The sequence below is a fragment of the Nonomuraea sp. NPDC049309 genome (assembly GCF_043196965.1).
Classification (GTDB): Bacteria; Actinomycetota; Actinomycetes; order Streptosporangiales; family Streptosporangiaceae; genus Nonomuraea; species Nonomuraea fastidiosa.
In genome coordinates this window covers 34,634-47,554 of record NZ_JBICSH010000001.1, presented here as the reverse complement: position 1 = coordinate 47,554, position 12,921 = coordinate 34,634, and the positions used below count along the sequence as shown (strand labels likewise).

Below are 12,921 nucleotides of genomic sequence, written 5' to 3'. Positions count from 1 at the left end.
AGGACCACCCATGCGGATCAGCACCGGCCTGCCCATGACGCCGGACGGCGTACCCGGCCTCGCCGTGGCGCGGCGCCTGGAGGACCTCGGCCACGACGCGATCAAGCGCGGCCGACGTCGTCATAGGGCCGCAAGGCCAGGCTTGGGGCGCCGGACCGACGAGGCGTTGCGCTTGCCGCCCGGCCTCATCCGCGGTGAGGCGACGACGGTGGGCGACGCGGAGGTCACGCTCGGCCCCGCCGCCCCGGTCCCGCCCATCGTCGTGGTGGAGGTGTCTCGCATGTCACCGGAGGGAGGCCGGGGACGTGCCGGTCACCGGGGGTGTGGAGCAGGTGGCCGAGCGCCTGCACGCGTACGCGGAGGCCGGCGCCTCCGGTGTCACGCTCACCCTCGACGGCGACGACCGGCTCCACCAGGCGGAGGCGCTGGCCGAGGCCAGGGCGCGGATGGACGGCACATCGGCGGCGACGGCAAGGCGGGAGTGCGGGTTCGTCGGCCGCCGAGTCGGCATGAACCCGCACGGGGAGGGACATCATGGAAGCGACGCGGATATCCTCCCTTCGACCAGGGGTCTGTGTTGTCACCCATCGACGAGTTGCTCGGCCGGGTTACATCGGGCGGCCGATGCCACGCGGGGACCGACATCGTGGCGGCCCTCGTCTCGCGCGTTCATGCGCTGCGCTTGGCCGACGACGTCATCGCCGGGGGAGATCTGATCGGTTCCGCCTTGCGGGAACTCGATGTCGCCGTGACCATCTACCGTCAGACGAGCCACAGCGACGAGGTAGGGCGTCGTCTGCTCGGCCTCGTGGGAGAGTTCGCGCAGATCACCGGGTGGATCGCCGGTGACGCCGGGAGGCATCGGCGCGCGGCCGAACTTTACCGGCTCGGCATCGGCGCGGCCCGTGAAGCCGGCGACGGTATCGTGGAATCCAACCTCGTGGGCTCCCTGGCCTATCAGATCAGCAATGTCGGCGATCCGGTCGCAGCCGTGGGACTCGCCGAGGCATCGCTCGCCGCTGCGGCGCCGATCCCCTCGGCCCGTGCGCGTGCTCTGGCCTGGGATCGCCTAGCGTGGGCGCACGCTCGCGCAGGTGACGTGCAGGCGACCGTACGAGCGTTGGGCAGCGCCGCCGAGGCGCTGGCCGCGGGCACCGGTGAGGCCGAGCCGTCTTACCTGTACTGGGTCGATGAAAGCGAGCTGCAGATCATGGAGGCCCGCGCGTACACGGAGCTGCGCCGGCCGCTGCGGGCGATCCCGCTGCTGACCGAGGTGCTCGCCCGTTACGACACCGCACGCACCCGCGAACTCGCGATCTATTCGTCATGGCTCGCCGTCGCCTTGGTCGACGCGAACGAGCCCGAGGAGGCGGCAGCAGTCGCCGGCAGGATGCTCGACCTGTCGGCTGGGATGTCCAGTGACCGCGCCCGCCGGCGGGCGGCCACAGTGCTGCGGCGGCTCGCCGAGCACCGCGACATTCCCGCCGTGGCCGACGTGCTCGACCGCTGCCGGGCGGGCGCCTGACGCATCTCGCGGCCGGGGACGAAGGGCTCATCGTGCGCTGTGCCCGGAAGCGGACTCTTCGTACGGCTCCATGAGTTTCCGCTCGACGTGGTCGAGGGCCAGGCGGACGGCGCCGTAGGCGATGCTCTCCTCGCCGAACGTGGACGGCGCGACCTCCGGCGGGTTGAGGCACATCTCGGCCAGGTGCGCACGGATGCGTTCGAGCAGCACCTCTCCCCCGCCCCCGCGCACGAGGCCGCCGCCCACGACGACCAGCTCGGGGTCCACCGCGGCCACGAGCACGGAGGCGCCCCGCGCGAGCCCGTGGGCGAGCCGGTCCACCAGCGCCAGCGCCTGCCGCTCGCCCGCCCGCGCGGCCTGGAAGAGCTCCCCGGCCTCGCGGCCCGCCTCGGCGAGCACCACCGAGGCGTCCTCCCAGCCGGTGAACGGGACCCTGCCCAGCTCGCCGGCGCTGCCCGTGCGGCCGGTGCGCAGGCGGCCGTCGAGCAGCAGCCCGTGGCCCGCCCGGTAGCCGGTGAGCACGTAGACCAGGTCGTCGACGTGGCGTGCGCTGCCGCGCCAGTGCTCGGCGACGGCGGCGAGGTTGGCGTCGTTCGCGGCGAAGCCGGGGCAGCCGAACCAGCGGCCCACCTGCCCGGCGAGGTCGAGGCCCGTCCAGCCGGGGATGAGGGTCGAGAGCGTCACCCTTCCGGACCGGTCGACGATGCCGGAGGTGCCCGCCGTGGCCGCCCACACGCCGCCGCGCGCCACCCCGGCCGTCTCGGCGCAGGCGGTGGCGGCCCGCTCGGCCAGCGCGAGGCGCTCGGCGGCGGGCAGGCGCTCGTCCACGTCGATCCGGTGCTCGGCGACCACGTCGCCGTTGAGGTCGGCCAGCACCGCGAGGATGCGCCGCGGCCCCACGTCGAGGCCGGCGACGTGACCGGCGTCGGCGCGGAACGCGAAGCGCCGGGCCGGCCGGCCCGCGCCGCCCCCGGCCGGCGGGACCTCGCGGGCGAGCCCGCGCGCGGTCAGGTCGGCGAGCGCCGCCTCGGCGGTCTGCCGCGACAGGCCGGCGGCGCGGGCGAGCTGCGTCAGCGTCTGCGGCCCGCCCCGGCGCAGCGCCTGCAGGGTGGCGCGGGTGTTGAGCCGGCGCAGCAGCGCCGTGTCATGAGTTACGCCATGAGTCGTCATAAATCCTCTTGACCGTGGGACTGCGGCAACTCTAGCTTTATGACGCATCTTCTCATAATTGGAGTGACACTATGCCGCGCATCGGGCTGGCCCTGGTCGGAGCGGGTGACCGGGGGACGAAATACACGAGGTACGCGACCATGGACGGCCGCGCCAGGCTCGCCGCCGTGGCCGAGCCCGATCCGCGGCGCAGGGACGCGCTGCTCGCCGAGCACCCGGACGCCCTGGCCTTCGATGACTGGCGGGCGCTCGCCGAGCGGCCCAGGCTCGCGGACGCGGTGGTGATCGCGACGCTGGACGCCGACCACGTGGAACCGGCGGTGCGCTTCGCCGAGCTGGGCTACCACGTGCTGCTGGAGAAGCCGATGGCCACCGATCTTGAGGACTGCCGCAGGATCGTCGCGGCGGCCGAGCGTTCCGGCGTGCTGTTCGCGGTCTGTCACGTGCTGCGCTACACCACCTATACGCGGCAGGTGAAGGACGTGCTGGGCAGCGGGCGGCTCGGGGAGATCGTGACGATCGAGCACCTGGAGCCCGTCGGCTGGTGGCACCACGCCCACTCGTACGTGCGGGGCAACTGGCGCCGTGCGGACCAGGCCACGTTCATGCTGCTCGCCAAGTCGTGCCACGACCTCGACTGGCTGACGTACGTGATGGGCCGCCGCGTCACCCGGGTGTCGTCGTTCGGCGGCCTGAAGCACTTCAGGGCGGAGAACCGGCCGCCGGGCGCCGCCGACCGCTGCCTCGACTGCGCCGTCGCGGCCGAGTGCCCTTATGACGCCAGGCGCATCTACGCGCCCTACGTCGGCGAGGAGAAGCGCTGGCCCCTGTCGGTGCTGACCGACGACCCGACGGAGGCGGGCCTGCTGCGGGCGCTGCGCGAGGGCCCGTACGGCAGGTGCGTGTACGCCTGCGACAACGACGTGGTGGACCACCAGGTGGTGAGCCTGGACTTCGACGGCGGGGCGACGGCCTCGTTCACGATGACCGCGTTCTCCCCGATGTCGCACCGCAAGACCCGCATCTTCGGCACCCGCGGCTACCTGGAGGGCGACGGCGCCACGATCAGCGTGACCGACTTCGTGACGGGCGCGGTCGAGGTCATCGAGACGAACCCGCCCGCCGACGGCCACGGCGGCGGCGACCAGGGCCTGATCGCCGCCTTCCTGGACGCGCTCACCGGTGACGACCCCGCCGCGATCCTGTCGGCTCCCCAGGAGAGCCTGCACAGCCACGAGATCGCCTGGGCGGCGGAGGAGTCCCGCCTCACCGGAACGGTCGTCACCCTCGTCACCCTCTGACACGCGCCCCTCGGAGGGGCCTGGTGACCAGGCCCCTCCGAGGCGCCGCGCCAGGGCGTCACCGCTGCGCTTCCCGGCGGAAGGTGACGTTCGCGCTGTAGCCGGACCCGCCGCCGTGGACGGTGTTGGCGCAGACGGCGACGTCGCTGACCGGGAGCTGGGCGTTGGTGGCGTTCACGCCGACCGCCGAGCGGGAGCGCGTCGACTCGTCGCTGCTCGGCCCCGGCCCGCGCCCCCGGGGTCGAGCCGGCGCCGATCGGACCGACCGCCTTCAGCGTCACACCCGCCCTGGTCGAGCGCCCCCATCCGTACCGGATCTTCGATATCGCGCTCGACGGCGACCGGGCCGGGGCCGTCCGCCACACGCAGGTCGGGCTCGCCGGTGACGCGCCCGCGCGCAAGGCGGTCCTCGACCGGGACGGCTGCGTCAACACCCTGCCCACCTACCGGCACGGCCCGGAGGCGATGCACCTGCTGCCGGCGGCGCAACTGCTGCGCGACCACGGGTACGCGCTGGTCGTGGTGACCGACCAGGCCTGCGTCGGCCTCGGCCACGCCGAGCAGCACACCCTCGGCGAGGTGCACGATCGCATGTGCGCGCTGCTGGGCGACGAGGGCGTCACCGTCGATGCGATCTACAGCACTCCGGTGGCCGGGCAGGCCGTGGTCGCCGATCGCTGCAACGTGGGCGATCCGCCGAAGCCGATCCCCGCCATGATCGAAAGGGCGGCCGCCGAGCTGAACCTCGACCTGTCCAGGAGCCATCTGATCGGCGACCGGCCGTCGGACATCGCCGCCGCCCAGGCCGCCGGCGTCCGCCCGATCCTGGTCCGCACCGGCGACGGGCGGGCCACCGAGCGGGCCTGGGGCGACGCTCCGCCCTGCCCCGTCGTGGACGACCTCACCGCGGCGGCGCTCAAGGTGGTCGGCGCTCCGGAGTGAGAGCGCGAGCGGGCGGCTGCGCGAGTGCTCGCTGAAGGAACTGAGGTCGAAGCCGTGCCCGGCCCTCGGCGGGCGCGACCGCGCGGCTCTCGGCATCCGCTGAACGCATCGGCCCCGCCGGCGCCGTCACGACACGGCCGCCGGTGCCGGGGCTCGGTGGGCGCGGCGGTAGGCCAGCGGGGACAGGCCGAGGCTCGCGTAGAAGTGCTTGCGCAGCGCGACGGGATCGCCGAAGCCGCAGGCGGTGGCGATGCGCCCGATCGGCAGGTCGGTGGTCTCCAGCAGCAGGCGCGCGTGCGCGAGCCGCCGCTGCGCCAGCCACTTCTGCGGGCTGCTGCCGACCTCGCCGCGGAAGCGGCGGGTGAACGTGCGCACGCTCATGTTCGCGTGCCTGGCCATGTCCTCCAGCGTGATCGGCTCGGCCAGGTTGTCCAGCACCCACTGCCGGGTGGCCGACGTCGAGCGGCCGGTGTCCCGCGGCACCGGGTGCTCGATGAACTGCGCCTGCCCGCCCTCGCGCCAGGGCGCGACCACGCAGCGCCGCGCGGCGGCCGAGGCGACCGCCGCCCCGTGATCCATGCGGACCAGGTGCAGGCACAGGTCGATGCCGGCCGCGCCGCCGGCGGAGGTCAGGATGCGGCCGTTGTCGACGAACAAGACGTTGGGATCGACCTCGACCTTGGGGAACAGCCGGGCCAGCCGGTCGCACAGCGCCCAGTGCGTGGTGGCCCGGCGGCCGTCCAGCAGGCCGGCGGCGGCGAGCAGGAAGGCGGAGGTGCACAGGCTGACGATGCGGGTGTCCGGCCCGATGCGCCGCAGCGCGGCGGCGACGTCGTCGGGCGGTTCGCCGGTCGTGAGCAGCCGCTCGCCGGGCTCCTGCGTGGCGATCACGACGGTGTCGGCGCTCTCCAGCAGCGACTCGTCGTGGTCCACGACGATCGTGTAGTCCTCGTGGGTGCGTACGGGCCCGCCGCCGATGGAGCAGGTGGCGACCGAGTACAGCCGGGTTCCGTCGGGCTCGCAGGCCTCGTTGAACACGCGCGCCGGGATGCCCAGATCCAGCGGCAGCACGCCGTCGAGCGCGAGAACGGCCACGCGATGCGTCATGGCCGGAATAGTACGGTAGATGACCCTCCGGCCACTCACACGGCTCCCCCGCGCTCGGCCACTCTTGGTTACCGCCGGGGGGCGACGCTCCCGGCACGGATCCTGAGGGAGGACATGATGCGAGCTGTCACGATCAAGGAGTTCGGCGGGCCCGAGGTGCTGACCGTGGAGGACGTGGAGCGCCCCGAGCCGCTGCCGACCGAGGTCCTGGTACGCGTGCACGCCGCCGGGGTCAACCCGGTGGACTGGAAGACCCGGGCGGGCCAGGGCATGGCGGGCCTGCAGACGTTCCCGCTGATCCTGGGCTGGGACGTCTCGGGCGTCGTCGAGAAGGTCGGCTTCGGCGTGCACACGCTCAAGCCCGGCGACGAGGTCTACGGCATGCCGTGGTTCCCGCGCGCGGCCGGCGCGTACGCCGAGTACGTGACCGCGCCGAGCCGCCAGTGGGCCCGCAAGCCCGCCACGCTCGACCACGCGCACGCGGCCGCCGTGCCGCTGGCCGCGCTGACCGCCTGGCAGATCCTGACCGCCACCGCCCACGTGCGGGAGGGCCAGCGCGTGCTGATCCACGCCGCCGCCGGCGGGGTCGGGCACTTCGCGGTGCAGTTCGCCCGCCACCTGGGCGCCCACGTGATCGGCACGGCCCGCGCCGCCCGCCACTCGTGGCTGAAGGAGCTGGGCGCCGAGGAGACCGTCGACTACACGACCACCCGTTTCGAGGAGGTCGTCAAGGACGTGGACGTCGTCGTCGACCTGATCGGCGACGGGCACGACGACACGAGCACCCGTTCGCTGCGGACCCTGCGCCGCGGCGGCCTGCTGGTGGCCGTGCCCGGCGGCGTCTCCCCCGAGCTGGCCGAGGCGGCCGAGAAGGCCGGGGTGCGCACCAGCGCGTACCTGGTCGAGCCGGACGGTCCCGCGCTCGCCACGATCGCGGGCCTGATCGACGCCGGCCACGTCCGGGTCGAGGTGGAGGAGACGTTCCCGCTGGAGCAGGCCGCCAAGGCGCACGAGCGCGGCGAGACCGGCCGCACCCGCGGCAAGCTCGTCCTCACCGTGGGCTGACGCTGCCGGGCCCGTCCGTGAGCGCCCTGGTCAGCACGTCGAGGACGGTGAAGCGCTCCAGCTCGGCGGCGACCGCGTCGGCCACCATCTGGTCGAGGCAGGTCAGCGACTCCTGGATGTTGCGGCCGATCGGGCACGACGGATCGGGCCCGTGCAGCCCGAGCACCGGGTCGTCGCCCTGGAGCAGCCGCCAGACCTGGGCGAGCGTGATGTCGCGCGGGTCGGCGGCCAGCTCCCAGCCTCCGTGGACGCCGGGGCGCGAGCGCACCAGCGCGGCCTCGCGCAATGGCCCGAGCACGCGGCGCACGTAGACGGGGTTGACGTTGGTGCTCTCCGACAGCTCGTCGGAGCTGACCTGGCGGCCGTCGGTCTGGCCCGCGAGGTAGGTCAGGACGTGCACGGCCACGGCGAATTGCGTGTTCTTCGACCGTGCCATGCCACCATCTTGTCATATCGCAACCGTTACGGCTACAGTCACGAGTGATTCGTAACTTTGACAATTGCGAATAGGAGCATCGGAAGATGACGATCGCCATCACGGGCGCCTCGGGCCCCCTGGGCCGCGCCACCGCCGAGTACGTGCTGCAGACCACCGACCCGCGAGAGGTCGTGCTGACCACGCGCCGCCCCGAGGCGCTCGCCGATCTCGCCGCCCGCGGCGTCCAGGTGCGGCGGGCCGACTTCGCCGAGCCCGCCTCGCTCGACACCGCGTTCGCGGGCGTCGAGCGGCTGGTGCTCATCTCCACCGACGTGGTGGGCGCCCGCCTCGACGGGCACCGCGCCGCGGTCAAGGCCGCCGCCGCTGCCGGGGTGCGGCACGTGATCTACACCTCGGTCCCCGAGCCGGTGCCGGAGAACCCGGCGCTGGTGGTCGCCGATCACGCCGGCACGGAGCAGGCGCTGCGCGACAGCGGCATGAGCTGGACGTTCCTGCGTAACAACCTGTACGCGCACATGCAGACGGCCCGCATCCAGCAGGCGATCGCGTCGGGCCGGCTGGTGAGCAACGGCGGCGACGGCGCCGTCGCCTACGTGACCCGCGAGGACTGCGCGGCGGCGGCCGCGGCGGTGCTCACCAAGGGCGGTCACGAGGGGCAGGCGTACGACATCACGGGGCCCGAGGCGCTGACCGCGGCCGACCTGGTGGCGCTGGCGCGCGAGATCGGCGGCAAGGACGTGGAGCTGGTGGAGGTCGACGACGCCGCGTACGCCGCCGGGCTGCGGGCGGCCGGCGTGCCCGAGGAGGCGGCGCGGGTGGTGGCGTCGTTCGGCGCGGCGACGCGGGGCGGCTTCCTCGCCACCGTGACCTCGGCGGTCTTCGACATCACCGGGCGGAAGCCGACGGCGCTGGCGGACGTCGTACGCACCGCACTGAAGGGCTCCTGAAGCCTGCGGGCCGGCGCGCGCCGGAGAGCCGCCCGGCCCCGCGGAATCCCGCTGCTCACGCCGTTGTTTAGACTGTACTGTAAAGTCTAATCAGTGAGCGGCAGGCGAGTGAGGAGCGCGGCGGCATGATCGACCGGCCGGCACAGGCGCGGCGGCGCAGATCTTCATCGGACGGGAAGATCCTCGCGGCGGCGAAGGAGCTGTTCCTGGCCGACAGCTACGCCGGCGTCACCGTGGAGCGGGTCGCCGAGCGGGCCGGCGTCTCGCGGCAGACCGTCTACAACCGCTTCGGCGCGAAGGAGACGGTCTTCCGCGAGATGCTCCGCTACCACTGGGAGTCCTTCGACGGCAAGAGCATCACGTGTGATGCGGGTGCGAGTGCCGAGGACGTCCTGCGGGAGTTCGCCCGGTCGTTGCGGCGCTTTGCCACCGAGACCGACCAGATCCGCTTCGCCCGGCTCGTGGTCACCGAGTCCGCCCGGCTTCCGTGGATCGCGGACGAGTTCTACCGGCTGGGTAAGGGACCGGTGGCGGCGGCGTTCACCGCCTGTCTGGACGACCTGGTCGCGCGCGGCCTCCTGCGCTGCGAGGACACCTACCTCGCGGCCCGCCAGTTCATGGGGCTGGTGCAGGAGTTCCTCGTGTGGCCCGGGGTGATGGCCTTCGAGGAGGAGATCGCCGCCCAGCCGTCCGCCGAGGTGGTGATCGAGGAGGCCGTGCGCACGTTCCTGGCCCGCTACGGCCCCGCCTCGCCTGGCCCGCAGCTTTAGGAGATCCGGTTTCATGCCCGCATACAAGATCGTTCTCGGCGACGTCGAGATCACCCGCGTCATCGAGTGGTCCGGCCCCGTCCGCACCGCCCGCTTCATCGTCCCGGACAGCGACGAGGAGACCTGGCGGCGCAACGAGGACTGGCTCGCGCCCGACTTCTGGAACCCCGCCGACGACGCCTACCTCTGCCACATCCAGACCTGGGTGCTGCGCAGCGAGGGCAAGACGATCCTGGTGGACACCGGGATCGGCAACGGCAGGGAGCGCCCGCAGATCCCGCTCTTCGCCCACCTCCAGACGGACTTCCTCGACCGCCTGCGCGCGGCCGGGGTCGAGCCGGAGGACGTCGACGTCGTCGTCAACACGCACATCCACTACGACCACGTCGGCTGGAACACCGAGTGGCGCGACGGCGCGTGGCGGCCGACGTTCCCGAACGCCACGTACCTCATCCCGCGCGTCGACGACACCTACTTCGACCCGGCGAACGCCCACCTGCGCCGGGCGCCGCGCGACGAGCACGAACGCATCCGCTGGGAGGGCGGCAAGCTCGTCTACAACGACAGCATCGCGCCCATCCGCGAGGCCGGGCAGGCGGTGCTGTGGGAGGGCGGCCACCGCATCGACGGCAACCTGACGCTCGAGCCCGCGCCCGGGCACACGCCGGGCTCGTCCGTGCTCACCCTGCGCTCGGGCCCCGACCGTGCGGTCTTCGTCGGCGACATGCTGCACAGCCCCGTCCAGGTCCTCGATCCGCGCTGGAACAGCTGCTTCTGCGACGACCCGCAGCTCGCCGCCAAGACCCGCCGCGCCTACCTCGAACGCGCCGCCGACCAGCGCGAGCTGATCTTCCCCGCCCACTGGCCCGGACACGGCGCCGCCGAGGCGCGCAGGGACGGCGACGGCTTCGCCATCAACAAGTGGGCCGCCTTCCCCACCAGGTGACGGGCGCCCCTACAGTGGGTGCCCGTGCTCTACGGAAGGTCTGCGGAGATGGGCGCGCTCGACGAGGTGATCGCCCGGGCACGTGACGGCTCCGGCGGCGCGATCGTCGTGCGCGGCGAGGCGGGGACCGGCAAGACGGCCCTGCTGGACGCGGCGGCCGCGCGCGGCGGCGGGATGCGGGTGCTGCGGACCACGGGTGTCGAGCCGGAGTCCGACCTCGCGTTCGCGGCGCTGCACCAGGTGCTGTGGCCGGTGATCGGGGCGCTCGGCGCGCTGCCCGAACCGCAGCGGCTCGCCGTGGGCGCGGCCCTGGGGCTGGAGCCGGGCGGCGCGGGCGACCGGTTCCTGGTGGGCGCCGGGGTGCTGTCGCTGCTCGCCGAGGCGGCCGCGCCGGACGGGCTGATCTGCGTGATCGACGACTTCCAGTGGATCGACCGGGCCTCGGCCGACGCGCTGCTGTTCGCCGCCAGGCGGCTCGGGACCGAGCGCATCGCGATGCTGTTCGCCGTCCGTGGTGACGCCCCCGTCAAGGGGGTGCCGCGGACGGTGGACGTACGGGGACTGCCCGAGCCCGCCGCCGACGAGCTGCTGCGGGAGCGCCACGGTGGGCTGCCCGACCGGGTGCGCCGGGAACTCGTCGCGCTGACCGGCGGGAACCCGCTCGCGCTCCACGAGATCGCCGCCCGCCTGACGCCGGCGCAGCTCGCCGGGGACGAGCCGCTGCCCGACCCGCTGCCCGGCGGCGCGCGCCTCTTCGGCGACCAGGTCGCCGCCCTGTCCCCCGAAGCCGGTCTCGTCGCGCTGATCGCCGCCGTCGAAGCCGATCTCCCGCTCGTGCTCGGGGCCGCCGAGCGGCTGGCCGGCGGGCAGGCCGCGCTGGCCGAGCTGGAGAAGTCCGGGCTGGCCGAGGTGCGGGGCGCGGCCGTGCGGTTCCGGCATCCGCTCGTCCGCTCCGCGGTCCTCGAGGCGGCCGCACCCGCCGACGTGCGCCGGGTGCATGCCGTGCTGGCGGAGCTCGCCTCGGACGACCGCCGCGCCTGGCATCTGGCGGGGGCCGCGCTCGGCCAGGACGAGCAGGTCGCCGCCGCGCTGGCGGCCGCCGCCGGGCGGGCGCGCGAGCGCGGCGGGTACGGTGCCGCCGCCACCGCCCTGGCCAGGGCCGCCGAGCTGACCCCCGAGCCGCGCGTGCGCGCCGAACGGCTGAAGGACGCCGCCGTCGCCGCCTGGCTCGGCGGGCGTCCTGGCCAGGCGCAGTCGCTGCTGGCCGAGGCCCGCGAGCGCGCCGGGGACGACGCGCGCCTCGCCATGGAGATCGCCCGGCTGCGCGGCCGGTTCGAGCTGAACTCCGGCGACGCCTCCGAGGCCGTGCGGATCCTGTCGGCGGGCGACACCCTGGACATGCTGGCCGACGCCGTGGAGGCGGCCTCGTACGTCGGCGACACGAAGGCGATCGCCGAGCTGGGCCGGCGGGCGGCGGCGCACCCCGAGGGGTTCCTGCGCGACACGGTGGCCGGGATCGGCCTGACCCTGGCCGGCGACCCCGAGGGGCCGGGCCTGCTGCGGCGGGCCCTGTCGCGGGCCCTGCCAGGGGCACTGTCGCGGACCGGCGGGCCGGAGGACGCCGCCGGGCATCTGTGGGCGGCGGCCGCGGCCAGCTACCTGGGCGAGAACGACCTGGCCAATGAGCTGGCCGAGCGGGCCGGGCGGGTGGCCAGGGTGTCGGGGATGAGCGGGCAGCTGCCGGTCGTGCTGGAGTTCACGGCGACGGCGGAGCGCCTGGCCGGGCGGCTGGCGCGCAGCCAGGCCCTCTCCGAGGAGGGGCTGGAGCTGGCACGCGAGGCCGGGTACACGAACACCGTCGCCGCGCACCTGGCCAACCTGGCGGCGGTGGCGGCGCTGCGGGGCGAGGAGGAGCTGTGCGCGCGGCAGGCCCGCGAGGCACTGGCCATCGCGATCCCGCACCGGGTGGGGATGCGCGCGGGGGTGGCGTCGTACGCGCTGGCGCTGCTCGACCTGTGCCTCGGCCGGTACGCGGCGGCGCACGACCGGTTCACGGCCCTCGTCGCGGCGGGACCGGGGGCCGGGCATCCGACCGTGGTGTGGCGGACGACCCCGGATCGGATCGAGGCCGCCGTGGGCGCGGGCGACGAGGAGGGCGCGCGGGCGGCGCTGGCCGCGTACGAGCGGTGGTCGGCGAACGCCGTCACCGCCGAGTCCCGCGCGCTGCTGGCCCGCTGCCGCGGCCTGGCCGAGTCCTCCGATGAGGCCTTCGCCGAGGCGCTGCGGCTGCACACCAACCCGTTCGAGGCGGCCAGGACGGCGCTGCTGCTGGGCGAGCGGCTGCGCAGGACGCAGCGGCCCGGCGAGGCGCGGGCGCATCTGCGGGCGGCGCTGGAGACGTTCGAGCAGGCGGGCGCCCGGCCGTGGGCGCGGCGGGCGCAGGACGAGCTGCGGGCGGCGGGCGAGGCCGGGCAGACGCCGCCTGCCGGCGTGCTGGACGTGCTGACGCCGCAGGAGCTGCGCATCGCCGAGCTGGTCGCGGACGGGCTGTCCAGCAAGGAGATCGCGGCCCGGCTCTTCCTGAGCCCGCGCACCGTCGAATACCACCTGTACAAGATGTATCCGAAGCTGGGGATCGGCTCCCGTACTGATCTGGCGCGGCTGGTAGTTCTACGGAAGGCACCCGTGAGCGGCGGCGGCAAGCTGTGA

11 protein-coding genes are annotated in these 12,921 nt (G+C 74.2%); 8 read left to right on the top strand and 3 right to left on the bottom strand.

The window, feature by feature from the left end:
• Positions 1-577 precede the first annotated feature (577 nt).
• The gene (locus tag ACGFIM_RS00180; protein ID WP_393192170.1) at positions 578-1,525 is read left to right on the top strand and encodes a hypothetical protein; all 948 of its coding nucleotides are present in this window, start codon (positions 578-580) and stop codon (positions 1,523-1,525) included.
• Between the two features lie 27 nt (positions 1,526-1,552).
• On the opposite strand, the gene ACGFIM_RS00175 is transcribed toward ACGFIM_RS00180, so the two are convergent.
• The gene (locus tag ACGFIM_RS00175) at positions 1,553-2,695 is read right to left on the bottom strand and encodes an ROK family protein (protein WP_393192167.1); all 1,143 of its coding nucleotides are present in this window, start codon (positions 2,693-2,695) and stop codon (positions 1,553-1,555) included.
• A gap of 71 nt (positions 2,696-2,766) precedes the next feature.
• On the opposite strand from ACGFIM_RS00175, the gene ACGFIM_RS00170 reads away from it, so the two are divergent.
• Both ACGFIM_RS00170 and ACGFIM_RS00165 read left to right on the top strand, forming a co-directional pair.
• Positions 2,767-3,996: a Gfo/Idh/MocA family protein gene (locus ACGFIM_RS00170; protein ID WP_393192164.1), complete on the top strand. Its 1,230-nt coding sequence runs from the start codon at positions 2,767-2,769 to the stop codon at positions 3,994-3,996.
• A gap of 255 nt (positions 3,997-4,251) precedes the next feature.
• The gene (locus ACGFIM_RS00165) at positions 4,252-4,938 is read left to right on the top strand and encodes a D-glycero-alpha-D-manno-heptose-1,7-bisphosphate 7-phosphatase (RefSeq protein ID WP_393199553.1); all 687 of its coding nucleotides are present in this window, start codon (positions 4,252-4,254) and stop codon (positions 4,936-4,938) included.
• A 126-nt stretch (positions 4,939-5,064) separates the two neighbouring features.
• On the opposite strand, the gene ACGFIM_RS00160 is transcribed toward ACGFIM_RS00165, so the two are convergent.
• Entirely contained in the window at positions 5,065-6,045 is a 981-nt protein-coding gene (locus ACGFIM_RS00160; RefSeq protein ID WP_393192160.1) for a GlxA family transcriptional regulator, read from the bottom strand.
• A gap of 114 nt (positions 6,046-6,159) precedes the next feature.
• Here ACGFIM_RS00160 and ACGFIM_RS00155 point away from each other — a divergent pair, with 114 nt between their 5' ends.
• Positions 6,160-7,110, top strand: a complete 951-nt coding sequence (locus tag ACGFIM_RS00155; protein ID WP_393192157.1) for an NADP-dependent oxidoreductase — start codon at positions 6,160-6,162, stop codon at positions 7,108-7,110.
• Here the strand turns inward: ACGFIM_RS00155 and ACGFIM_RS00150 are convergent.
• Positions 7,097-7,546, bottom strand: a complete 450-nt coding sequence (locus tag ACGFIM_RS00150) for an Rrf2 family transcriptional regulator (RefSeq protein WP_393192154.1) — start codon at positions 7,544-7,546, stop codon at positions 7,097-7,099. The genes ACGFIM_RS00155 and ACGFIM_RS00150 overlap by 14 nt on opposite strands.
• An 86-nt stretch (positions 7,547-7,632) precedes the next feature.
• On the opposite strand from ACGFIM_RS00150, the gene ACGFIM_RS00145 reads away from it, so the two are divergent.
• The 4 genes from ACGFIM_RS00145 (at position 7,633) to ACGFIM_RS00130 (ending at position 12,921) form a co-directional block, all read left to right on the top strand.
• Positions 7,633-8,496: an NAD(P)H-binding protein gene (locus ACGFIM_RS00145; protein WP_393192151.1), complete on the top strand. Its 864-nt coding sequence runs from the start codon at positions 7,633-7,635 to the stop codon at positions 8,494-8,496.
• 125 nt (positions 8,497-8,621) lie between these two features.
• Positions 8,622-9,266 carry a TetR/AcrR family transcriptional regulator gene (locus ACGFIM_RS00140; RefSeq protein ID WP_393192148.1) on the top strand — a complete coding sequence of 215 codons (645 nt, stop codon included), beginning with the start codon at positions 8,622-8,624 and terminating at the stop codon, positions 9,264-9,266.
• Between the two features lie 13 nt (positions 9,267-9,279).
• Positions 9,280-10,212: an MBL fold metallo-hydrolase gene (locus tag ACGFIM_RS00135; protein WP_393192145.1), complete on the top strand. Its 933-nt coding sequence runs from the start codon at positions 9,280-9,282 to the stop codon at positions 10,210-10,212.
• 24 nt (positions 10,213-10,236) lie between these two features.
• The gene (locus ACGFIM_RS00130; RefSeq protein WP_393192142.1) at positions 10,237-12,921 is read left to right on the top strand and encodes an ATP-binding protein; all 2,685 of its coding nucleotides are present in this window, start codon (positions 10,237-10,239) and stop codon (positions 12,919-12,921) included.